Source organism: Pseudomonas sp. (assembly GCF_002796985.1).
Classification (GTDB): domain Bacteria; phylum Pseudomonadota; class Gammaproteobacteria; order Pseudomonadales; family Pseudomonadaceae; genus Pseudomonas.
This window is the reverse complement of sequence record NZ_PEKX01000003.1, coordinates 15,142-36,254: the sequence shown is the minus strand read 5'-3', so window position 1 is coordinate 36,254 and position 21,113 is coordinate 15,142. Positions and strand designations below refer to the sequence as shown.

Here is a 21,113-nt window from a genome sequence, read left to right as displayed (position 1 = left end):
TTATGCGCCCTACATGATTCGACTCTTCAGGAGTGAACGATGAAGACCCCCGTTATCTACCGCCCGCTGCAAGTCACCGAACTCAAGGACTGGGGCGTGATCCCGACCATGCTCGAGGGCGAGTCCCACGTCAGCGGAGTGGTCCTGCACAAGGGGCCCGAAGGCCAGTCCGAATGCGGCATCTGGCACTGCACACCGGGCAAGTGGTTCTGCCACGTCACCAGCGATGAGTTCTGCCACTTCCTCGAAGGCCGCTGCACCTACGTGCACGAGTCCGGCGAGGTGATCGAGATCGAGCCGGACACCGCTGCCTTCTTCCCCAAGGACTGGAAGGGCGTGTGCACCGTGCACGAGACCATCAAGAAGGTCTACATGATCCGGTGATGCCATGAACCTGCCTTGCGAAACCACCCGAGCCGCCGCCCGCGAGACCTTCCTCGCCGGCAGAAGTCTGGCCGGCGCGGCCATCACCGCGCTGCCGGCGGACGCCTCGATGCGGCGCTACTTCCGCCTCGACGGCAAAGGCCTGTTGCTGATGGATTCGCCACCCGGTGCGGAGCCACTGGCGCCGTACCTGCGGGTGGCGCAGTTGCTGCGTGACTGCGGGCTGTCGGCACCCAATGTGGTAGCCGCCGATCGCGACCTGGGCCTGGCGCTGGTGGAGGATTTCGGCCAGGCCACCTATACCCGGCTGCTCGCCGACGGCCATGACGAGGCGGCGCTGTACCGCCTCGCCGTGGACGCCCTGGTGCACTTGCACCGTGCGGGGCCCCAGGCCGCCGAGGGCATGCCGGCCTACGACGCGCAGAAACTGGGCGATGAAGCGGCGCTGTTCATCGACTGGTACGCGCCCTTGCTGGTGGGCGAGCAGGCCGCCGCGCAACTGCGCGAGCGTTACCTGGCGGAGTTCGCCGAGCGCTGCCGCGACGTCTCGCTGCGCCGGGAGGTACTGGTGCTGCGTGACTACCATGTCGACAACCTGATGCTGCTGGAGGGCAGGGCGGGCGTGGCGGCGTGCGGGTTGCTGGACTTCCAGGATGCGCTGTTCGGCGCACCGGCCTACGACCTCATGTCGCTGCTCGAAGACGCGCGCCGCGACATTCCCGAAACACTGCGTGTAACCCTGCTCACCCACTACCTCAGCCAGCGTCCGGAAGTGGACGGCCGCCGCTTCATGGCCGACTTCCAGGTGCTCGCCGCGCAGCGTCACGCCAAGGTGCTGGGCATCTTCGTGCGCCTGGCCAAACGCGACGGCAAGCACGGCTACCTCAAGCATCTGCCGCGCGTGCTGCGCTTGTTCCAGCGCGCGCTCGCCAGCGAGCAGCTGCGCCCGCTGGCGGCACTGCTCGACACTCACCTGCCGAACTGGCGCCAGCCGCTGGAGAGCGACGTGCTCGCCCAGCGCCTGGCCTCACCCGAGTCCCTGCGGAGCATTCCATGACCGACTTTCACGTTGATCTGCCCCTGCGCTTCATCGGCCCGAATTACCAGGGCGTGGCGACGCATCGCCTGCGCGACATCATCAACCCCGCTGATCTCACCCAGGTCGGGCGCATCGCCCTGTGCGACGCCGAGGACGTGGACGCCGCCATCGACGCGGCCAACGCCGCCCAGCGCGAATGGAAGCGCGTGGACGCCAAGTCCCGTGCGGCGATCCTCCACCAACTGGCCAACACCATCGAGACCGACCAGGCCACCCAGCGCGAAGTGGCGCGGCTGATGACCCTGGAAATGGGCAAGCCATTCCCCGAGTCCATGGGCGAGTTGGCCAACTGCGCGCCGATCTTCCGCTACTACGCCGAGATGGCCCGCGACGAGGCCGGCAAGGTAGCCGGCACCACGCAGCTCGGCTCGTTCCAGCATGTGCGTTACGAGCCTTATGGCGTCAGCGTGCACATCATGCCGTTCAACTTCCCCATCCTGCTGATGTGCTGGACCCTGGCTGCCTCGCTGGCCGCGGGCAACGCCTGCATCGTCAAGCCGGCGGAAAGCACCACGCTGTGCACGCTGAAATTCATGGAGCACTTCAAGGTGCTGCCGGCGGGCATGGTCAGTTGCGTGCCGGGCGATGCCAGCACCGCACAGCGCCTGGTGCAGTCCGAGCGCACCCACGCCGTGGCCTTCACCGGCAGCGTGGCGGCCGGCAAGGCGGTGGCGGTAGCTTGCGCCGAACGGATGAAGCCGGCGGTGATCGAGGCCGGCGGCAGCGACCCGATGATCATCTCCCGCCATGCGCCGCTGGAAATCGCGGCGGCCGGTGCGGTGACCGCGGCCTTCCACCTGAGTGGGCAGATCTGCACTTCCGCCGAGCGCTTCTACGTGGTCGACGAGGTCCACGACGAATTCGTTGCGCGCTTCGCCGAACGTACCCGCGCGTTGCGCATCGGCCACGGGCTGGAGCGTTCCGAGATCGGCCCGATGGTCAGCGAAGCGGCCCGCGCCAAGGTCATCCGCCTGGTCGACGATGCCGTCGCCAAGGGCGCCACGCTGGTCTGCGGTGGGCGTATTCCGCCGCAGTTCCCGGTGGGCTGGTACTACGAGCCGACCATCCTCACCGACGTTACCCCGGCCATGGCGATCTTCCATGAAGAATGCTTCGGCCCGGTGGCGGCGATCTGCAAGGTGCAGGACTTCGACGAGGCGGTGCGCCTGGCCAACGACTCGCCTTTCGGCCTGGGCGCCTCGCTGTTCTCCACTGACCTGGCCGAAGCCATGGAAGCGGCGGACCGCCTGGAAGCCGGCATGGTCTGGGTGAACAACCCGCTGATCGACAACGATGCGCTGCCTTTCGGCGGCTGGAAGATGTCCGGCATGGGCCGCGAATTGGGCCGCCAGGGACTGGACGCGTTCCGCCGCTCGAAGATGGTGATCATCGATCACCAGCCGCAGATTCATTCCTGGTGGTACCCGTACAGCGACGAGGTGTTCTACCAGGGCTGAGTGGCTGTCAGGTCGGGGCGCGGCCTAGCCTTTCCAGCAGCCGCGCCTTCACCTCGGGCCACTCGCTGTCGATGATGCTGAAGCGCACCGAGTTGCGCTTGCGGCCGTCCGGCATGATGCGTTCATGGCGGACGATGCCTTCCTGCACCGCGCCCAGGCGCAGGATGGCGGCGCGGGACTTTTCGTTCAGCTCGTCGGTGGTGAATTGCACGCGCACGCAGTCGAGCTCCTCGAAGGCGTAAGTGAGCAGCAGGAGCTTGGCCTCACTGTTGATCGACGTGCGCTGCGCCGACAGGGCGAGCCAGGTGTGGCCGATCTCCAGCTTGCGGTTGGCGCGGTCGACCTTCCAGAAACGGGTGCTGCCGACGATCCTGCCACTGCGCCGGTCAAGAATGGCGAAGGGCAGGACGCTGCCTTCTTCGAACCCCTTTGCGGCCTTGGCGATATAGCCCTCGACCGTGTCCGGGCCGGGCACCATCGTCACTTTCAGGTTCCACAGTTCGCCGTCGGTGGCGGCTTCGAGCAGGGCCTTGGCGTGTTCCGCGCGCAGCGGCAGGAGTTCGACGTGGTGACCGATCAGGTGAGGGCAGGTGAGGGCGGGCATGCTGTTGGGCTCTGGGTGGAACGAACCCGGAGCCTACCGGATACAGGGGGATTTTCGTAGGCGCAGGCCGAGCCCGTCGCGAACGGAGTCGGCGTCTACGTGGGGATCAGCTATCGTACGCGGGCCGTCCAAACGCCCCGATCCTTCCCGCGTGTGCCGATGAGTAAGCCGTCCGCTCCTTGCCGGGCAATAGCGGGAACACCCGTGCTGATTCGTCGTTGCTGCAGAAACACTTCGTACTACGAAAAAGGCATTAGGTTATGCCTTCCGGCGATTTGTCCTGCGCCACGCGACCGATCAGGATAGGCGGACGTGATTGAATGCCCCTGAAGACCAAGGAATAGAGCGAGCGATGAACGACGCCAACCGACTGAACGAAAATGGCCCGGTGAACTGGCAACTGGCGCAGATCGTCGAGGACCTGCGTGGCGCCCGCAATGAATGGCGCAGCCGCACCGGTCGACACCCGGAGCAGGGCGGCCGCGAGCTGCCGTCGCGCCAGTCCATCGAGGAAGTGGTGGAACGCCTGGCGAGCGCGCTGTTCCCCATGCGCCTGGGCCCGAATGACTTGCGCGAAGAGAGCGAGGACTTTTTCGTCGGCCACACCCTGGATGCTGCGCTGAACGCGCTGCTGGTGCAGGCCCGCCTGGAGTTGCGTTACAGCGCGCGGCAGCGCGGCGATGTGGTTGACAGCCGGGTAGACGCACGCGCCGTTGTGCTGGTCCGCGACTTCGCCCGAGCCCTGCCGGACATGCGCAAGCTGCTGGATGCCGACGTGCTCGCCGCCTACCAGGGCGACCCGGCCGCGCGCAGTGTGGACGAGGTGCTGCTGTGCTATCCGGGGGTGGTGGCGATCATCCACCACCGCCTGGCTCACCACCTGTACAACGCCGGCCTGCCGCTGCTGGCGCGGATCATCTCGGAGCTGGCGCATTCGGCCACCGGCATCGACATTCACCCCGGTGCGCAGATTGGCAGCAGCTTCTTCATCGACCACGGTACCGGCGTGGTGATCGGAGAAACGGCGATCATCGGCAAACAGGTACGCATCTACCAGGCCGTGACCCTGGGGGCGAAGCGTTTCACCTCGGACGAAACCGGCCAGTTGCACAAGGGCGAGGCGCGCCACCCGATCGTCGAAGACGAAGTGGTGATCTACGCCGGCGCCACCATTCTTGGCCGCGTGACCATCGGCAAGGGTTCGACCATTGGCGGCAATGTCTGGCTGACGCGCAGCGTGCCGCCGGGCAGCCAGGTGAGTCAGGCCAGCCTGCAGCATGACGAGAGCCGCTGCGGCAAGGACTGAAAGTGGGCGCTGCCCGCGGGCACGCCGGAAGAAGCGGGGGAGCTGACAGCCCCCTCGCTCCTTCAGCAGTATCCGTCAGACATTTCGCGCAACTTTTTGCACATAGAGACATTCATGTTCTCCATCCACGACCACTCGCTCTCCGCTTCGGGCTTCCTTGCCCAGGCTTGCGCGTGCGTCGTCGTTGCGAAGAAATCGAAGAAACAGTCGCTCATTTGACCGGGGCGCTGTCCCGTCAGATGGGCTGACAGGACACAAGCGCAAGGTCGAACCTCCCTCCCGCTAAATTCCCGCATCCCTCCCTGACGGCGACCCGACGGTCAGCCAACAGGAGTTTTTTGCATGTCGAATTTTCGTGGGATCTGGGTGGCGCTGATCACGCCCTTTCGTGATGGCGCGGTCGATTTCCCGGCGCTACAAGGGCTGGTGGGCAAGCTGCTGGAAGAGGGTGTCGACGGTTTCGTGGTCTGCGGCACCACCGGCGAAGCCGCGGCGCTGAGCCATGCAGAACAGCTCGAAGTGCTTGATGCGGTCCTGCAATGGGTGCCGGCGGAGCAGGTGATCATGGGCTTGGCCGGCAACAACCAGCGCGAGCTGCTGGCCATGCTGCAGGACATCCAGCGCCGCCCTGTGGCGGGCGTCCTGGTCCCTGCGCCGTACTACATCCGCCCCTCGCAGGCCGGGCTGGAAGCCTTCTTCCGCACCGTCGCCGATGCCGCCAGCGTGCCCGTGGTGCTCTACGACATCCCTTACCGCACCGGCGTGCGCATCGAGCGCGAGACGCTGCGCCGCATCGTGCGCCACCCGAACATCGCGGCGATCAAGGATTGCGCGGGCGATGTGGAAACCACCCTGGCGCTGATCGCCGACCGCGAAGTGGACGTGCTCACCGGGGAAGACCTGCAGATATTCACCAACCTGTGCCTGGGTGGCGCCGGCACGATCTCGGCTTCATCCCATGTGCGCGCCGATCTTTATGTGCGGATGTACCGGCAGATGGAGGAGGGCGACGTGATCTCCGCGCGACGGACTTTCTACCGACTGCTGCCGTGGATGCAGGCAGCCTTCGCGGAACCGAATCCCTCCGCCGTCAAAGGTGCGCTGGCTTTGCAGGGGTTGATCGCCAACGAAGTGCGCGAGCCGATGCAGGCTTGCACACCGGCAACCCTCGAGCGCCTGAAGGTTGTTCTGGGTAAGTTGGATGGCTAGGCGTTCGGGTGCTCATCGAGAGCTGGACATGGGTGTCCGGCGTGGATGACGGGTGCGAAATGCTGCACGGGGCAGGGCTTGTAACGCGTTACCGAAATTACACTGGAAAAATAGTAACGCGTTACCAGCTCGTTACGGCGAGAGCCCCGGGGCGCCGCCGTCAGCCCAGCGTCTGCAACTGCGCGCCGTTTCAGGCGGCAGGCGTTGGCGCTTTGGAAATCCGCAGCGAAACGCACAGCCCGGTTTTCGAAGCGCTGTCCGCGTCATCCAGTTCGAGGGTCGCGCCCACGCGGTTGGCGATGGCCCTGACGATCGACAGGCCCAGGCCGGAGCCGATCTCTTCGCTCCCCGGTACCCGGTAGAAGGCATCGAACACCCGCTCGCGTTCCGTCTCGGGGATGCCCGGCCCGGTATCCCTGACCTGCAGTACGACGGCCGCGCGCTCCTGGAACACCAGCAGGTCGATCTTTCCGCCGGGAGGGGTGTAGCGCACGGCGTTGTCGACCAGGTTCTTGACCAGCGTCTGCAGGTCGAACTCGCTCACCGCTATCTCGCAGTCGTCGCCTTCCACGCCCAGATCGATCTGTTTTCGCCCGGCGACCGGCAGCAGGTCCTCCAGCACGGCACGATAGACCTTGTGCACGGAAATCGGCGCCTGAGCCGTGGAGGTCGAAGACTCGGCGCTGGCCAGCGCCAACAACTGGTCAATCAGGTTGCGGCCACGGTCGATGCCTTGCCTCAGCTTGCCCAGCCGTTCCCGCGCCAGTTCGGACATGTTCGTCGCTGCCAGGCGTTCCGCCTGGAGCGACAGCGCAGTGAGAGGGGAGCGCAGTTCGTGCGCTGCATCGGCGACGAATCGGCGCTGGGACTCCATTGACTTCGCCACACGCCCGAGCAGTCGATTGATCGCCAGAGCGAACGAGCGCACTTCGGTAGGCAGGTGGCGCGCGTCGATCGGCGCCATGTCCAGGTCGTCACGCCGATCGATCTCAGCCGACAGCGCCGCAATGGGGCGGAACAGCTTGCGAACCAGGTCGGCCACGACGAGGAGCAGGGCGGGGATCAGGATCACGAAGGGAATCAGTCCGCGCCACGCGCTCTCACGGGCATCGCGGTCGCGGCTCTCGGTTTCCTGGGCAATGGCGATTCGCTGGCCGGACGCGGTGGTGCGGACCAGTACGCGAAACTCCTCGCCGGCGACGCTGACGGTCGAAAAACCGTCCTGGAGGGTGCCGGGAAGTGGCAAGGGCAAGCTGTTGTCATTCGTTCCGGGGGCAATGGCGCCGTCCGCCAGGTACTGCACCACCACGCGGGTTTCTTCGTTGTCACCGGCGATGGCCGGCGTGTGGGTGGGGTAGTGCAGGCTCATCTGCTGGCGCTCGAACAGCGCCGCGACCTGTTTCAGCGTGTTGTCCTGCATCTCCAGCGCTTCGTCGTAGGCCGACACGAAGGCGAAGACGCCCGCGAGCAGGGCGACAATCAGGATGGTCACGGACAGCGCCAGGGAGAGGCGGAACTGTACCGAGTCCTTCATTCGCCTCTGGAAACCATCCATCCCATACCCCTGACGTTCTTGATGATGTGACTTCCCAGTTTCTTGCGCAGCGAGTGGATCAGGAACTCGACCGCATTGCTCTCGACTTCATGCCCCCAGCCGTAGAGGCGGTCTTCCAGGTCACTGCGCGAAAGGATCGCCCCAGGGCGGATGAGCAACGCCTGGAGCAGGCCGAATTCGCGGTTGGATAGCTGGACGTCCTGCGCCTCGTCACTGCTCGCCTGCTTTGACACCGGGTCCAGCGAGACCACGCCGTTACCGAGAAGGGGCGCGGCGGTTCCGCCCTTGCGGCGCATCACCGCACGCATGCGTGCCAGCAGTTCGGCCATCTCGAACGGCTTGAGGAGATAGTCGTCGGCCCCGCCGTCCAGCCCGCGCAGGCGGTCGTCGAGGCTGTTTCGCGCAGTGATGATCAGCAGGGGCACGGGGTTGTCCTGCGCGCGAATGCTTTCGAGAACGCCGAGCCCGTCGCGGCCGGGCAGGCCAAGGTCGAGGAGCACCTGGTCGTAGGCTTGCGCGGCCAGGGCGGCAAGCGCGGTCAGGTCATTGTTCACCCAGTCGACGGCGTAGCCGGCATCCTTCAGGGCGCCTTCGATGGCCTCGCCAATCATGGTGTCGTCCTCGACCAGCAGTATTCGCATGCTTCAGCCTCTGGGGCATGGATGCCCTGCGCGGAGGTCGCGCAGGACGAGTGATCGTCAGACGATAGCCCTGAGTCTTACGATTGGCGCGTCCCCTGCAGCCTGTCAAACGCCTTCATCAGGTCGTCCATCGCCGCCTTGCAGGTGGCTTGCTGCGGGCTACTGTCGCGCAGCGCGTCCAGCGCGCGGTCGATCGCCTTGTCGAGCAAGTGCCAGTCGCTGACGGCGCGAGGCTTGATGCCGGCTTCTGCGTTGTCCCAGGCAAGTTCGAGGTCTTTGATGCGTGCCTTGCCTTGCTCCAACTGGTTCTTGTCGACCAGCGCGGTCACCTCGCCAGCGATACTGCGGAACTCGGAGAGGTCGCCGAGCTGGGTGGCCTGGCGCGGGCCCGCGTCAGCCTGCTGGCTCGCACTCGCCTTGGGTTCATCGGGCTTCGAGCAGCCTGCGGCCAGGCCGAGCAGGGCGATTGCAGAGGCCAGGGCCACTTTGCAGACGACTTTCTTGAACAGGGTCATGGGGATTCCTTGAAGGTTGTGAAATTCATTCGGCAAGGCGTTTGCCGTTGTTGTTGGCGCTCAACTGGGCGGCCGTCACCAGGATCAGGATCACGCTGAGGAAAATGGCGCTGGTCCAGGTGGCACCCATGCCGAGGCCGCCATAGGTCTTGGCCTGGGTGAGCAGGTCGCCCAGTGACGCACCGAAGGGGCGGGTCAGGATGTAGGCGGTCCAGAAGCTCAACACCACATCGGCGCCGAGCTTCCAGGCCAGGAAGGTTGCGGCGATGAGCGCGCCGAAGAGGAAGACGCCGACGGTGAAGCCCATGCTCAGCGCTTCGGTCGCCAGGTCGCCGGCGGCCGTGCCCAGGGCGAAGGTGCAGAGCACGGTCGTCCAGTAGAAAAGCTCGCGGCGCGGCGTGACGATTTCCTTGATCGACAGGTTCCGTTCGATGGCGTACCAGACGCCGAAGTTGAGTGCCAGGAGGCCCGAGAACACTACGGTGCTGACATACAGGCTGACGTCCAGCACGTCGGTGAGGATGTCGGTCAGCTGGGTTCCGAGGATGCTCACGACGACCACCGTCAGCCAGTAGATCCAGGGCGTGTAGGCACGGGTGCGCAGTTGCCAGGCCAGCGCGAAAGCGAGCAGGGCGGCCATGGCGGCGGTGGTGATGGCAAGGCCGAGCCCGGCATCCACGGCGAGGAAATCGGCGAAGGTTTCGCCCACCGTGGTGGACATGATCTTGATGACCCAGAAGGACAGCGTCACCTCGGGGACCTTGTTGAGCCAGTAGGTTTTTGTGCTGGGATTCATATCGAGGCGTCTCTCGGCTACGCATCAGTTGGCGTGGAGGAGAGCCTACGGGGCGATACTTAGCTGGGACTGAGCCGTGGCGAATGAAATGCCCAGCGCCTCGACGAACCATCGAGCGGGCCAGGGCAGCGGCTGGCGTCACCCGCCTTATTGAAAGAGGTGGGCGGCGCCACTGATGTGAATGTGTACGCGCGCACCCAGATCAGGGCAGTCCATGGCCGGTACCCGCACGGGAATCGTCAGGTCGTCGGCTGCGGCTAGCGCCTCCGAGCGGGGCGCATCCAGTTGAACCATCACCGTGCAGCGCTCGCCGGCGAAGTCACTGCCGACAACCACGCCGTAACATCCGTCGGGGCTTCTCGGGAACACCGCGCCGTGGCTCAGGTGCAACTGCTCGGGGCGCAGCAGGATCTGGGCGTGCCCGTTGGGAGAGGGATTGGCGGCCATGACGTTGCCGAGCGCGCAACGTGCCCAGCCGTCCTGGATGCGCGCTCGAAACACCAGGGCATCACCGAGGAACGCCGCGGTTTGTTCATCGATGGGGCGCAGGTACAGCTCCTTCGGTGCGCCAGCCTGGACCAGGCGACCCTGGCGAATCACGGCCAGTTGGTCGCCGAAGGAAAGAGCCTCTTCCTGATCGTGTGTCACGAGGAGGGCGGTGACCCCGGCATCGCTCAACACTTTGGAGACGGCCTTGCGCATGGAGACACGCAAGCCGCTGTCCAGGGCCGAAAACGGTTCATCGAGCAGCATCAATTTGGGGCTCTGCGCCAACGCCCGCGCCAGGGCAACGCGTTGTTGCTGGCCGCCGGACAGCTCATGGGGCCAGCGCGCGGCCATGCTCGCCGTCAGCGAGACCATCTCCAGCAGTTCACGGATTCGCCGGGTACGACTCTCCATCCCCTTGGGCAGCCCGAAGCCGATGTTCTCGGCGACCGACAGGTGTGGAAACAGCGCTCCGTCCTGAGGGACATAGCCGATGCCCCGACGGTGGGCCGGAACGAATGTCGTCTCGTCCGCCAAGGTCACGCCATCGAGGGTAATCGTTCCCCGGTCGGGCACCTCGAAGCCCGCGATCAGGCGCAGGAGGGTCGTCTTGCCCGAGCCGGAAGGGCCGACGATCGCCGCACGGCCGCCCGCAGGCACCGACAGGCTGAAGTTCTCGATTGCTGCGTAGGTACCGAAGTACCGGGAAACGGACTTCAGTTCGAGAGTGTTCATCGACCTGCTACTCGCTTGGATTGGTGGTAGAGAATCCCGGTCAACGGGAGGGACAGGAGGATCATCAGCAGCGCATACGGCGCGGCGGCGGCGTAATCGATCTCGCTGGTCTTCGCCCAGAAGGCGGTGGCCAGCGTCGAGGTGCCGCTCGGCGACAGGAGCAAGGTCGCCGTGAGTTCGTTGACGATGGCCAGAAACACCAGGGCGACCCCGGCGGCCGCTCCGGGAGCGGCAAAGCGCAGGGTGACGCCCCACAAGGCCTGCATCGGCGTGCGGCCTAGGCTGCGGGCGATGTTCTCCAGCTCGACCGGCGCCTGGGCGAGCCCCGCGCGCAGGCTGACGAGGGCGCGCGGCAGGAACATCAGCACGTAGGCCAGCAGCACGGTAAGGACCGTCTGGTACAGCGGCCGGGCGAAGCGGATCGTGACGCTGACCAGCGCCAGGGCGATGACGATCCCCGGCAGTGCGCTGGCCACATAGTTGCTGCCTTCGAGCAACCGCTGGAACCGGCTCGGAGCGCGCACCGAGATCCAGGCGATGGGGACGGCGGCGATCGTGGTGAGCAGCGCTCCGGCGGCGCCGAGCAGCAGGGTCTGGCCCAGGCAGACCAGTAGCTCGTTAGAGCTCCAGACCGCGATTCCGCCAGCCTTGAGCCACTTGCCCAGCGTGACCAGGGGCACCCCCAGGGAGGCGGCGGTAAACACGGCGCAAAGGGTCAGGACGAGTGCCGAACAGCTCCCGCTCAGACGGTATTGCCTCGGTGAGCGCGGGCTGCCGGCGCCGATCCGCGCATAGCGTGCAGAGCCCCGCGTGGCGGATTCCAGGCTGAGTAACAGCAGGCATCCCAGGGCCAGCACCCCGGCGAGCATGTTCGCCGAAGGGCCGCTGAAGGAGGACTGGAACTGGTCGAAGATGGCGGTCGTGAAGGTGTCGAACCGAATCAGCGCGAACAGGCCGTATTCCGCCAGCAGATGCAGGCCCACGAGCAGCGAACCGCCCCAGATCGCCACGCGCAATTGCGGCAGCACGACACGCCGGAACACCTTGAGTGGCCGCTCACCCAGCGACTCGGCGACATCCTCCAGAACCGGGTCGAGCCGTCGCAGCGCCGCAGCGGCCGGCAGGTAGATGAAGGGCGAATAGGCAATCACCGAGACCAGCACCGCAGGGAGCAGCCCGTGGATCGATGGTGCCAGGCTGATCCACGCGTAACTGTGCACGAAGGCGGGAATGGCCAGCGGAGCCACCACCAGTAACGACAACAGGCGTCTTCCCGGAAGGCTGGTGCGTTCGGTCAACCAGGCCATCGCCACGCCATGCAGCACGCACAGCGGAACGGTCAGCACGACGAGCAGGGCCGTATTGTAGAGCAGCTCCGCGACCCGTGGGCGGAACACCAGTCTGGAGATGAGTGGCAGGCCGCCCTGGACTCCCGCTGCTACCACAAAGAACAGCGGCAACAGGGCAAATGCCGAAATCAGCAGCGCCGCGCCCAGCACCCAGGTCTGGCCGGAGCCGTTGCGCCAACGGCGCAAGGCAGCGAAACGTGTTTGCGCGCGGCGGCTGCCCAGGCGCGAGTCGGGTCCGAACTGCTGCGCTGTCACTTAGAGCAGGCCCGCCTGGATCATCAGGTCGACGACCTTCTGGCTATCCAGGCGGGAGGCGTCGATGACCGGGGCATCCAACTGGTCCAGCGGGACCAGCTGGGGGTTCGATGGTGCGCCATCGCCGACGGCGTATTCGAACGAGCTGCCGTCCCGCAGAATGGCCTGACCCTGCTTGCTGGTGATCCACTGGAGGAAGGCCTGGGCCTCCCTGGGGTGTTTGCTCGAAGCCAGCACGCCGCCTCCGGACAGGCTGATGAAGGCGCCTGGGTCCTTGTTCCTGAAGTAGTGCAGGGCGGTGTTGTTGCTGTTCTCGCCGGTCTTCGCCTGGTCGCCGAAGAAGTAGTAGTGGTAGATCACCCCTGAATCGATCTGCCCGGCATTCACCGCCTTGAGCACGGCGTTGTTGCCCCGATAATTGCGCGCGCCGGCCTTGAGCGCGTCGAGCCAGTCGAGCGTTGCGGCTTCGCCTTTCAGTTCAAGCAGGGCGCCGACGATGGCCTGAAAATCGGCACCGGCCGGCGAGGCGGACCAGCGCCCGATCCACTGCGGTTCAGCCAGTTCGAGCAGCGACTTGGGCAGCTCGGACTCTTTCAGCTTGTCCTTGTTGTAGACGAACACCGTCGAGCGCGCGGCGATCCCGACCCAGTGGCCTTCCGCGGTTCTGAAGGGCGCGGCGACTTGAGCGATGGTGGCGGGATCGACCGGGGCGAACAGGCCCGCGTGATCGACGAGCATCATGGCCGGGGAGTTTTCAGTCAGGAAGACATCGGCAGGGGAGGCCTTGCCTTCCTGGACGATCTGGTTTCCCAGCTCGATGTCGTCGCCTTTGCGCAACGTCACCTTGATCCCGGTGTCACGGGTGAAACCCTCGCTCCAGGCTTTGCTCAGCGATTCGTGCTGGGCGTCGTAGACCACGATTCCGTCATCGTCCGACGCTGCGAATGTTGTTCCGACACCCAGCAATGCAGCGCTTCCAACTGCAAGCAGAATGACCAGCGAGGCTCCGCGCAACTTCATCAATCGCCGCTCCAAATAGATGCTTTTACGATGCGTAAACCCGGAATTCGGCTCCAGGCATCGCTTGAGATTGGCGGCGATATTCGCGCGAAGGCTGTTAAGAAATTGTCATTCTCATTAGCGTGGCAAGTGTCCAGTCGAGACTGTGGCCGTGGCGTGCCGTTCGCCCAGGAGTAAAGAGGCACGCACACACCCTGTGATGAGCCGGGCGAAGATAGAAGCCCAATGGCGAGACACGCCTGCGCTAGTGTTCAGCCGACCAGTAGCGCACCCCGGTTAACTCCTCCGACAGCGACCAAAGCCGTTCGGCCAACCCAGAGTCGCGTGCGTTGGAGGGAAGGCGTGCAGCCCTGGGGTAGCCACGGGTTTCCAGCAAACGGTCCGGGCCGATGTAGGCTCCGCCTCGCCAGTGCGGCTCGGTCAGCGCGGAGATCGCGGGCAGGGCGCCCATTTCTGCCGGTTGTGCGAAAAGCGCATTGGCCAGGCGCATCCCCCAATAGCCGCTACGCGAGCCGGAAAGCGCCGAAGCGCCGTACTGCAGGTTGGTTGCCGCGTAACCGGGATGCGCGGCCAGGCTCTGCAGTGGGGTGCGGTGGGCTTCGGCGCGGCGCTGCAACTCCAGACTGAACAGCAGGTTCGCTTGTTTGCTGTTGCAATAGGCAAGGTGGCGATTGTAACCCCGCCGGGCGTTGAGATCGTCCAGCCGCAGCCGGCCGAACTGATTGAACCCGCTGGTCATACCCACGACACGCGGGCGCTCCGCCGCGAGCAGGGGTTCCAGTAGATGGCCGGTGAGCGCGAAGTGCCCCAGGTGGTTGGTGCCCATCTGCATTTCGAATCCGTCGCGCGTGTGGCGGAGCGGCAGAAACATGACGCCGGCGTTATTGAACAACAGGTCCAGGCAGGAATGCCGTTGGCGGAAGTCCTCGGCGAAGGCGCGTATCGACGCCAGGTCAGCGAGGTCCAGGCGGGCCAACTCCAGTCGCGCCTGCGGATATTCGGCGAGGATCGACAGGCGCGCCTGGCTGGCTTGCTCCTGGTCACGGCACGCCATGACCACCGTCGCACCCTTGCCGGCGAGGGTGCGCGCGGCCTGCCAGCCCAGCCCGCTATTGGCTCCCGTGACCACCGCGAGGCGGCCCTCCAGGGATGGAACATGAGTGTGTGCCCAAGCATGCATGAGGTGATCTCCTCTGACCCAGTTGCCGGCCAGTATCGCCAGGCAGGCCAATGACCCGGCAGAGGCGGTTGCGCCAGAGTGCTGGTCATTTCGGGCCAGAGGCTTGCGCCATGCATCGCTCCACTCATCACGACCTGCCCGGAGTAACGGCTGCCTTTCCTCGGATACTGCTGGCGTTGCTGGAAGACCGCGGCCTGAACGGGCAGGCACTGCTGAAAGACCTCGGTCTGGATGCAACGGTGTTGGCCAGCCCCGAAGGGCGAGTGTCGCCCCGTCAATACGCCGGCCTGGCTGCCGGCGCGCTGGAGCTGAGTGGTGATCCGGGCCTGGGGCTGCAGTTGGCGCTGCGCACGCCACCGACTGCTCACGGCAACCTGGGTGTGGCCATGATGAGCTCTGCCACGCTCGGCGATGCCATGCAATTGGCCTTGCGCTACATGCCGTTGCTCCAGAGCAACCTGCCGTTGCACCTTCAACTCGACGCCAACCGAGTCACGCTGAGCCTGGGAAACGACGTGCCGCTGCCTGCACCACTGCACCGATACTTCAGTGAGGCGATGCTGTTCGGGGTGTTCCGCTCCGCGACCTGGATACTCGGGTGCCAGGACCTGGACTGTGAATTGCATTTCGACTTCCCGGCACCGGAGCCGCTACCGGCATGCCTGCCGACTTGCCGTTACGACCAGCCCCGCTGCCAGATCAGCTTTGCACCGGATTTGCTCGCGCTCCCTCTGCCCATGGCCGACTCGGCGACACGGGCGCGCGCCATCGAGCACTGCGAGCGGGAAGCGGCGCTGTACGGCGCACCGACAGCAGGCCTGTGCAGCCGCGTGCGTCAGGAGCTTGAACGCTCGCCGCAGTGCCCGCCAAACCTCGCGCAGGTTGCTGCCCGCCTGCATCTCTCCGAGCGCAGCCTCAAGCGCCACCTGCAGGCGGCAGGCACCAGCTTTCGCCTGCTGCTGACCGCGGTCCGCCAGCAGCACGCCAGACAATTGCTCAAACACGGAGAGGTTCCTTTGCATCGAATCGCCGAACAACTCGGCTACACCGACCCGAGCAACTTCACTCGCGCCTTCAAACGGTGGACAGGCAAAACCCCGAGTGCACTGCGTCGCACCCAATCGGAGCGGGGGAGAACATAAGCGACTCGGAAGGCCTGGATTCAGTGTTCGCAAAATAGAACTCTGAGGGCCACTTTATGGCCCTACCGCGATCAGCGTTGCGCAACTACCGTTATCACCAGTGATTGCGGGAGGTGTGCAATGAAGAAGATTCTCGGTGTCTATTCCAGCCCCAGGCCCCACTGGGTGGGCGACGGATTTCCGGTCCGTACGCTGTTTTCCTACGACAGCCTGGGCAAGCACATCAGCCCCTTCCTGCTGCTCGACTTCGCCGGGCCACAGGATTTCCCGCCGACGAACGCTCGCCGGGGCGTGGGGCAACACCCCCATCGCGGTTTCGAGACAGTGACCATCGTCTTCAAGGGTGAACTGGAGCACCGCGACTCCACCGGAGCCGGCGGACGCATCGGTCCTGGCGACGTGCAGTGGATGACGGCTGCCTCGGGCATTCTTCACGAGGAATTCCACTCGGAAGCCTTCGGGCGCAGCGGCGGCACGCTGGAAATGGTGCAGCTGTGGGTCAATCTGCCGGCCCGCGACAAGATGGCCGCGCCGCGTTATCAGACCCTGCTCGACAGCGCCATTCCGGTTATCGAACTGGCCGATGGGGCCGGCACGCTGCGCCTGATCGCCGGGCAGTTCGGTGACCGGCAGGGCGCCGCGCAGACCTTCACGCCTATCGATGTCTGGGACCTGCGGATCAAGCAGGGCATGCCGGTCAGCCTGCCGTTGGTTGCGGGGCGCACTGCCGCCTTGGTGGTGCTGCACGGCACCGTGCTGGTGAATGGCAATGAAGTGGTGCGGGAGGCCCAGACGGTGCTGTTCGACCGGGCCGGCGACGAGGTGGTGCTGGAGGCGAACGGCGAGGCACACATCCTGCTGCTGGCGGGCGAGCCCATCGATGAACCGATCGTCGGCTACGGCCCCTTCGTGATGAACAGCGAAAGCGAAATCCGTCAGGCGGTCCAGGACTTCGAGAGCGGGCACTTCGGCCAACTGGACGACTGACGGTCACGGTGTCAGTCAGGCGCAAAACTAACCTGATAAATCCCTGCAGTGGAATGTGGGGCCGTTATGGCCTGGATGGCCCTCTACCTGAGAACGAGGAAAGAACGATGAGCAATTTTGCACAAGTCGCCAACTTCAACGGCCAGATCCCGAAGATCGATCCGAATAACGCAGCGATGCTGTTGATTGACCATCAGAGCGGTCTGTTCCAGACGGTCAAGGACATGCCCATGACCACGTTGCGGGCCAATGCCATCACCCTGGCGAAAATTGCAACGCTGGCCAAGATCCCGGTCGTCACCACTGCTTCCGTGCCCCAGGGGCCCAATGGCCCGCTGATCCCGGAAATCCACGAGGCCGCGCCCCACGCCCAGTATGTCGCGCGCAAAGGTGAAATAAATGCCTGGGACAATGCGGAGTTCGTTGCCGCCGTTGAGAAGACCGGGCGCAAGCAACTGATCATCGCCGGCACCATCACCAGTGTGTGCATGGCCTTCCCCAGCATCGCTGCGGTGAACGCCGGCTATCAGGTATTCGCCGTGATCGACGCTTCCGGCACCTACTCGAAGATGGCTCAGGAAATCACCCTGGCGCGCATTGTCCAGGCTGGCGTGGTGCCGATGGACACCGCCGCGGTGTGCTCCGAAGTCCAGCAGACCTGGAACCGTCCGGATGCGGCCCAGTGGGCCGAGGCCTACAGCGCCGTGTTCCCGCATTACCAGTTGCTGATCGAGAGCTATATGAAGGCACAGGCCGTCGTGACCAACCACGAGCAACTCGACTCCCAGCGCACTTGATCCCCATGGCCACGCACGGCGTGGCATTCAGCCAAAAGCAAGGAGAACCACATGTCCTTCCAATACAAGCGTCTGGACAAGAACAACGCTGCTGTACTGCTGGTTGACCACCAGACTGGTTTGCTTTCTTTGGTGCGGGATATCGAACCGGACAAGTTCAAGAACAATGTGCTGGCCCTGGCCGATCTGGCCAAGTATTTCAAGCTGCCCACCATCCTCACTACCAGCTTCGAGAATGGCCCCAACGGCCCACTGGCCCCCGAACTCAAGCAGCAGTTCCCGGACGCGCCCTATATTGCGCGCCCCGGCAACATCAACGCCTGGGACAACGAGGACTTCGTCAAGGCGGTGAAGGCCACGGGTAAAAAGCAGTTGATCATCGCCGGCGTGGTGACCGAGGTCTGCGTGGCCTTCCCGGCGCTGTCCGCCATTGAGGAAGGCTACGAAGTCTTCGTGGTCGGCGACGCCTCCGGTACTTTCAACGAAGTCACCCGAGACGCTGCCTGGCGCCGCATGGAAGCCGCCGGTGCGCAGTTGATGACCTGGTTCGGTGTGGCCTGCGAGCTCCACCGCGACTGGCGCAACGACATCGAAGGGCTGGGGGCGCTGTTCTCCAACCACATCCCCGACTACCGCAACCTGATGACCAGCTTCAGCCTGCTTACCGCAGGCAAGTGATCCAGCTGCGAGGCGCCATGCCAGGGTGCATGACGCCTCGCCCGGCCTGGAAAGGTCGACATTGAATTCGGGAGTTTCCATGGCAGTACCGACAGTCCGTGCGTCTTTTGCAGGCGTGGCATTCCAGGTGAAATTGAGCGATGGCGAGCATGAGTGGCTCGGCGATGTGCCGGCGGGCCTGGGCGGTGGCGACACCGGGCCGACGCCTCACCAGCTCCTCTTGTCCGCGCTGGGCGCCTGCACCTCCATCACGGTGGCCATGTACGCGCAGCGCAAGGGTATGCCGCTTGAGTCCGTCGATGTGGATCTGAGCGTGCTGCGGGAGCAGGCGGGGCAGACGGAGATAGGGCGCGACATCCATCTGGCCGGGACACTGACGGACGAGCAGCGCACGCGCTTGCTGGAGATCGCCAACGCCTGCCCGATTCACAAGGTGCTGGGCGGGGAAATCCTCATCACCAGCAAGCTGGTCGGGTGAAGCCCATGCAGTCGGTAGCCCAGGTCGTGAGTTTCCCGATAGCCAGGGAGATCTGATGATGAGTACACACGAAACCCAATGCGAGCTGTCACATTCCACCGACTGCCCGATGAGCAACGGCGTGCGGGCCATTCAGCGGGTGGTTTCGCGCAGTGCCGAGGTCGGCGGCGGTATTCCCGTCAATCGGCTGCTGCCCTCCCGGCAGCGGCGCATGGTCGGAGCCTGGTGCTTCCTCGACCATGCCGGGCCGGCAGCCTTCACCGCCGGGAGCGGGCTGCGCGTCGGTCCGCATCCACATATCGGCCTGCAGACCTTCACCTGGATGATCGCCGGTGAAGTGCTTCATCGCGACAGCCTGGGCAACGTCCAGGTGATCCGCCCGGGCCAGGTGAACCTGATGACCGCCGGCCACGGGATCACTCATACCGAAGAGTCCCTTTCAGACGAGGCGCAGTTGCATGCGGTCCAGTTGTGGATCGCCCTGCCGGCTGCCGAGCGTGACTGCCCGCCAATGTTCGAACACTACGCCGAACTGCCCCAATGGCAGGCGGACGGCTTCGCGCTGACGCTGCTTGCCGGGCGTTTCGGGCAATACAGCGCGCCTGCTCGTACCTTCTCACCGCTGATGGGGCTCGACCTGGCCGCACAGGATTCGGCAGGTACCCGGTTGGCTCTGGAGCAGAGCCATGAATACGGCGTGCTGCCATTGACCGGCGAGTGGAGCATCAACGGCGAGGTCTTCGGTGCAAACGAGTTCGCGTATCTTGGGCGCGGCCTGGTGTCGCTTGAACTAGAGGCCTCGGCGGGTGCCCGCGCCGTCCTGCTGGGCGGTGAGCCTTTTGCCGAGGAGATTTTCCTCTGGTGGAACTTCGTCGGGCACAGCAAGGCGGAGATCGCCCAGGCGCAGCGCGAGTGGGAGGAGGGTGGTGCCCGCTTCGGCGAGGTAACGGGGTTCGACGGGGCGCGCCTGGTTGCGCCTCCGCTGCCCTGGCGCGCCTGAGAGTTGCGACGATGAACAACCGGGTTGTCGAGCGGCGCTGGCTGTTCTGCCCTTTGGGAATCGGCCTGTTCCTGGCGCTACCTGCCCAGGCCGACAACTCCCTGGGGCAGAAGGACAATATCTTCACCGGCGTCAACGACCGGCAGGCGGTCGAGCTGACTATTCCGCCGGGGCTGGTGGAAGGCTCGCGGCTGGACGGGCTGGTGCGCAACTACTACTTACAGCGCGACAATCATTCCGCATTGGTCAGGCGTGATCCCACCGAGTGGGCGCAGGGTTTCCTGCTGTCGTTCCGCTCCGGCTTCACCGACACGCCGATCGGGGTGGGGGTCGATGCCCACGCCTTCCTGGGGCTCAAGCTGGATGGCGGCGGCGGTTCCGGCGGTGCCGGGCTGCTGCCGCTGGACTCGAACCTCAAGCCCGGTGAAGAATTCTCCAGCGCGGGGGCTGCGCTCAAGCTCCGGTACCGCGACACCCTGGTCAAGGCCGGGGACCAACTGGTGGAGAACCCGCTGGTGGCCAGCGGCACGAGCCGGCTGTTTCCGCAGGCCTATCGTGGCATCACGCTGAAGAACCACGGTCTGCAGGACCTCTGGGTGGATGGGGGCTTCGTGGAGTCCACGCGCCTGCGCAACCAGAGCGGCTACAGCCACCTGGTCACTGCCTACGGCGCACGCAACAAGGCCGGGGTGCTCGCCGATCGCGAGAGCCCGCATCTGGGCTGGGCGGGAGCCCTCTACAACGGCCCCTGGGGCGTGCAGATTACGGCCTATGGCGGCCAACTCGCGGACATCTGGAACCAGTACTACCTGGGCATCTCGGATGCCATCCCGGTGAGCGACACGCTGGTGCTCAAGCCCTACCTGCATTACTTCAAGACGCGGGACGAGGGTAGTAGCCAACTGGGGCAGATCGACAACGACACCTACAGCGCCGGGCTCGCGGCAACGGCCTATGGGCAGACCGTGACCCTCGGATTGCAGAAGGTCGATGGCCGGACGCCGTTCGATTACCTCACGCAGAACGACCGGATCTTCCTGTACCTGAGCAACTCCCAGCAGTTCGCTGACTTCAACGGGCCGGGGGAAAAGTCCTGGCGGGTGCAGTATGAAACGCCCCTGACTTTCGTCGGCGCACCGACGCTGCAGTTCATCGCCGCCTATACGCGAGGCGAGGCGGACCTGACCCGCGTGGATCCGGGCAGCGCCGGCTATGGCTACATCTACAACCCGGACGGCAAGCACGCCAAGCACTGGGAACGCGACCTCGCGGTCAAGTACCTGGTGCCTTCGGGGCCGGCGAAGGACCTGTCGCTGACCCTGCGCTGGGCCGCCCACCGTGAGGGTGACGGCTATACCGCACCGGGCAACACGCGGGGCAATTCAAGCGCCGATGAATACCGCCTGATAGTCGATTACCCGATCAGCCTGTTCTGAGACG

Annotated in this window: 21 protein-coding genes; 12 read left to right on the top strand and 9 right to left on the bottom strand. The window is 65.0% G+C overall.

What is annotated here, in order from left to right:
• The first annotated feature begins 39 nt into the window (after positions 1-39).
• From CTR55_RS02655 to CTR55_RS02645, 3 genes are read left to right on the top strand one after another with little or no spacing between them, the layout of a single operon-like run.
• Entirely contained in the window at positions 40-384 is a 345-nt protein-coding gene (locus CTR55_RS02655) for a cupin domain-containing protein (protein ID WP_081518261.1), read from the top strand.
• A 4-nt stretch (positions 385-388) separates the two neighbouring features.
• On the top strand, positions 389-1,441 hold the full coding sequence (locus CTR55_RS02650; protein ID WP_296283997.1) for a phosphotransferase: 1,053 nt from the start codon (positions 389-391) through the stop codon (positions 1,439-1,441).
• Positions 1,438-2,940, top strand: coding sequence for an aldehyde dehydrogenase family protein (locus CTR55_RS02645; RefSeq protein ID WP_296283996.1), 1,503 nt, complete (start codon positions 1,438-1,440; stop codon positions 2,938-2,940). Before CTR55_RS02650 ends, CTR55_RS02645 begins: the two co-directional genes overlap by 4 nt.
• A 7-nt stretch (positions 2,941-2,947) precedes the next feature.
• Here CTR55_RS02645 and CTR55_RS02640 read toward each other — a convergent pair whose 3' ends face one another.
• A complete protein-coding gene (locus tag CTR55_RS02640; RefSeq protein WP_296283995.1) occupies positions 2,948-3,544 on the bottom strand; it encodes a GNAT family protein in 597 nt (198 codons plus the stop codon).
• Positions 3,545-3,896: 352 nt separating this feature from the next.
• Here CTR55_RS02640 and epsC point away from each other — a divergent pair, with 352 nt between their 5' ends.
• Both epsC and dapA read left to right on the top strand, forming a co-directional pair.
• Entirely contained in the window at positions 3,897-4,850 is a 954-nt protein-coding gene (gene epsC / locus CTR55_RS02635; RefSeq protein WP_296283994.1) for a serine O-acetyltransferase EpsC, read from the top strand.
• Between the two features lie 342 nt (positions 4,851-5,192).
• Positions 5,193-6,059, top strand: coding sequence for a 4-hydroxy-tetrahydrodipicolinate synthase (gene dapA, locus CTR55_RS02630; protein WP_296283993.1), 867 nt, complete (start codon positions 5,193-5,195; stop codon positions 6,057-6,059).
• A gap of 190 nt (positions 6,060-6,249) precedes the next feature.
• Here dapA and CTR55_RS02625 read toward each other — a convergent pair whose 3' ends face one another.
• From CTR55_RS02625 to CTR55_RS02590, 8 genes are all read right to left on the bottom strand, one after another.
• Positions 6,250-7,614, bottom strand: a complete 1,365-nt coding sequence (locus CTR55_RS02625; protein ID WP_296283992.1) for an ATP-binding protein — start codon at positions 7,612-7,614, stop codon at positions 6,250-6,252.
• The gene (locus tag CTR55_RS02620; RefSeq protein WP_296283991.1) at positions 7,590-8,255 is read right to left on the bottom strand and encodes a response regulator transcription factor; all 666 of its coding nucleotides are present in this window, start codon (positions 8,253-8,255) and stop codon (positions 7,590-7,592) included. The genes CTR55_RS02625 and CTR55_RS02620 overlap by 25 nt, the downstream gene beginning before the upstream one ends.
• A 77-nt stretch (positions 8,256-8,332) precedes the next feature.
• Positions 8,333-8,770: a hypothetical protein gene (locus tag CTR55_RS02615; RefSeq protein WP_296283990.1), complete on the bottom strand. Its 438-nt coding sequence runs from the start codon at positions 8,768-8,770 to the stop codon at positions 8,333-8,335.
• A 25-nt stretch (positions 8,771-8,795) separates the two neighbouring features.
• On the bottom strand, positions 8,796-9,566 hold the full coding sequence (locus tag CTR55_RS02610) for a hypothetical protein (RefSeq protein ID WP_296283989.1): 771 nt from the start codon (positions 9,564-9,566) through the stop codon (positions 8,796-8,798).
• A gap of 147 nt (positions 9,567-9,713) precedes the next feature.
• Positions 9,714-10,787 (bottom strand): ABC transporter ATP-binding protein, encoded by a 1,074-nt coding sequence (locus CTR55_RS02605; protein WP_296283988.1) that lies wholly within the window; start codon positions 10,785-10,787, stop codon positions 9,714-9,716.
• A complete protein-coding gene (locus CTR55_RS02600) occupies positions 10,784-12,322 on the bottom strand; it encodes an iron ABC transporter permease (RefSeq protein WP_296284085.1) in 1,539 nt (512 codons plus the stop codon). Before CTR55_RS02600 ends, CTR55_RS02605 begins: the two co-directional genes overlap by 4 nt.
• A 69-nt stretch (positions 12,323-12,391) precedes the next feature.
• Complete coding sequence (locus CTR55_RS02595) at positions 12,392-13,411, bottom strand: iron ABC transporter substrate-binding protein (protein ID WP_296283987.1); 1,020 nt, start codon at positions 13,409-13,411, stop codon at positions 12,392-12,394.
• Positions 13,412-13,655: 244 nt separating this feature from the next.
• Positions 13,656-14,591, bottom strand: a complete 936-nt coding sequence (locus CTR55_RS02590; RefSeq protein ID WP_296283986.1) for an oxidoreductase — start codon at positions 14,589-14,591, stop codon at positions 13,656-13,658.
• Between the two features lie 110 nt (positions 14,592-14,701).
• Here CTR55_RS02590 and CTR55_RS02585 point away from each other — a divergent pair, with 110 nt between their 5' ends.
• The 7 genes from CTR55_RS02585 (at position 14,702) to CTR55_RS02555 (ending at position 21,109) form a co-directional block, all read left to right on the top strand.
• The gene (locus CTR55_RS02585; RefSeq protein ID WP_296283985.1) at positions 14,702-15,733 is read left to right on the top strand and encodes an AraC family transcriptional regulator; all 1,032 of its coding nucleotides are present in this window, start codon (positions 14,702-14,704) and stop codon (positions 15,731-15,733) included.
• A 120-nt stretch (positions 15,734-15,853) separates the two neighbouring features.
• The gene (locus CTR55_RS02580; RefSeq protein WP_296283984.1) at positions 15,854-16,720 is read left to right on the top strand and encodes a pirin family protein; all 867 of its coding nucleotides are present in this window, start codon (positions 15,854-15,856) and stop codon (positions 16,718-16,720) included.
• A 107-nt stretch (positions 16,721-16,827) separates the two neighbouring features.
• Positions 16,828-17,517: a hydrolase gene (locus tag CTR55_RS02575; protein ID WP_296283983.1), complete on the top strand. Its 690-nt coding sequence runs from the start codon at positions 16,828-16,830 to the stop codon at positions 17,515-17,517.
• Positions 17,518-17,568: 51 nt separating this feature from the next.
• Entirely contained in the window at positions 17,569-18,195 is a 627-nt protein-coding gene (ycaC, locus tag CTR55_RS02570; protein ID WP_296283982.1) for an isochorismate family cysteine hydrolase YcaC, read from the top strand.
• Positions 18,196-18,274: 79 nt separating this feature from the next.
• A complete protein-coding gene (locus CTR55_RS02565; protein WP_296283981.1) occupies positions 18,275-18,673 on the top strand; it encodes an OsmC family protein in 399 nt (132 codons plus the stop codon).
• 58 nt (positions 18,674-18,731) lie between these two features.
• Positions 18,732-19,673, top strand: a complete 942-nt coding sequence (locus CTR55_RS02560; RefSeq protein ID WP_296283980.1) for a pirin family protein — start codon at positions 18,732-18,734, stop codon at positions 19,671-19,673.
• Positions 19,674-19,684: 11 nt separating this feature from the next.
• Complete coding sequence (locus tag CTR55_RS02555) at positions 19,685-21,109, top strand: OprD family outer membrane porin (protein ID WP_296283979.1); 1,425 nt, start codon at positions 19,685-19,687, stop codon at positions 21,107-21,109.
• Positions 21,110-21,113: the final 4 nt, after the last annotated feature.

Coding starts and splice junctions, on each gene's coding strand:
- CTR55_RS02555 (WP_296283979.1), top strand. CDS start 19,685: ATGAACAACCGGGTTGTCGAGCGGCGCTGGCTGTTCTGCCCTTTGGGA.
- CTR55_RS02610 (WP_296283989.1), bottom strand. CDS start 9,566: ATGAATCCCAGCACAAAAACCTACTGGCTCAACAAGGTCCCCGAGGTG.
- CTR55_RS02605 (WP_296283988.1), bottom strand. CDS start 10,787: ATGAACACTCTCGAACTGAAGTCCGTTTCCCGGTACTTCGGTACCTAC.
- CTR55_RS02655 (WP_081518261.1), top strand. CDS start 40: ATGAAGACCCCCGTTATCTACCGCCCGCTGCAAGTCACCGAACTCAAG.
- CTR55_RS02620 (WP_296283991.1), bottom strand. CDS start 8,255: ATGCGAATACTGCTGGTCGAGGACGACACCATGATTGGCGAGGCCATC.
- CTR55_RS02645 (WP_296283996.1), top strand. CDS start 1,438: ATGACCGACTTTCACGTTGATCTGCCCCTGCGCTTCATCGGCCCGAAT.
- CTR55_RS02585 (WP_296283985.1), top strand. CDS start 14,702: ATGCATCGCTCCACTCATCACGACCTGCCCGGAGTAACGGCTGCCTTT.
- CTR55_RS02565 (WP_296283981.1), top strand. CDS start 18,275: ATGGCAGTACCGACAGTCCGTGCGTCTTTTGCAGGCGTGGCATTCCAG.
- epsC (WP_296283994.1), top strand. CDS start 3,897: ATGAACGACGCCAACCGACTGAACGAAAATGGCCCGGTGAACTGGCAA.
- CTR55_RS02580 (WP_296283984.1), top strand. CDS start 15,854: ATGAAGAAGATTCTCGGTGTCTATTCCAGCCCCAGGCCCCACTGGGTG.
- CTR55_RS02575 (WP_296283983.1), top strand. CDS start 16,828: ATGAGCAATTTTGCACAAGTCGCCAACTTCAACGGCCAGATCCCGAAG.
- CTR55_RS02650 (WP_296283997.1), top strand. CDS start 389: ATGAACCTGCCTTGCGAAACCACCCGAGCCGCCGCCCGCGAGACCTTC.
- CTR55_RS02615 (WP_296283990.1), bottom strand. CDS start 8,770: ATGACCCTGTTCAAGAAAGTCGTCTGCAAAGTGGCCCTGGCCTCTGCA.
- CTR55_RS02640 (WP_296283995.1), bottom strand. CDS start 3,544: ATGCCCGCCCTCACCTGCCCTCACCTGATCGGTCACCACGTCGAACTC.
- CTR55_RS02595 (WP_296283987.1), bottom strand. CDS start 13,411: ATGAAGTTGCGCGGAGCCTCGCTGGTCATTCTGCTTGCAGTTGGAAGC.
- CTR55_RS02625 (WP_296283992.1), bottom strand. CDS start 7,614: ATGGATGGTTTCCAGAGGCGAATGAAGGACTCGGTACAGTTCCGCCTC.
- CTR55_RS02590 (WP_296283986.1), bottom strand. CDS start 14,591: ATGCATGCTTGGGCACACACTCATGTTCCATCCCTGGAGGGCCGCCTC.
- CTR55_RS02560 (WP_296283980.1), top strand. CDS start 18,732: ATGAGTACACACGAAACCCAATGCGAGCTGTCACATTCCACCGACTGC.
- dapA (WP_296283993.1), top strand. CDS start 5,193: ATGTCGAATTTTCGTGGGATCTGGGTGGCGCTGATCACGCCCTTTCGT.
- ycaC (WP_296283982.1), top strand. CDS start 17,569: ATGTCCTTCCAATACAAGCGTCTGGACAAGAACAACGCTGCTGTACTG.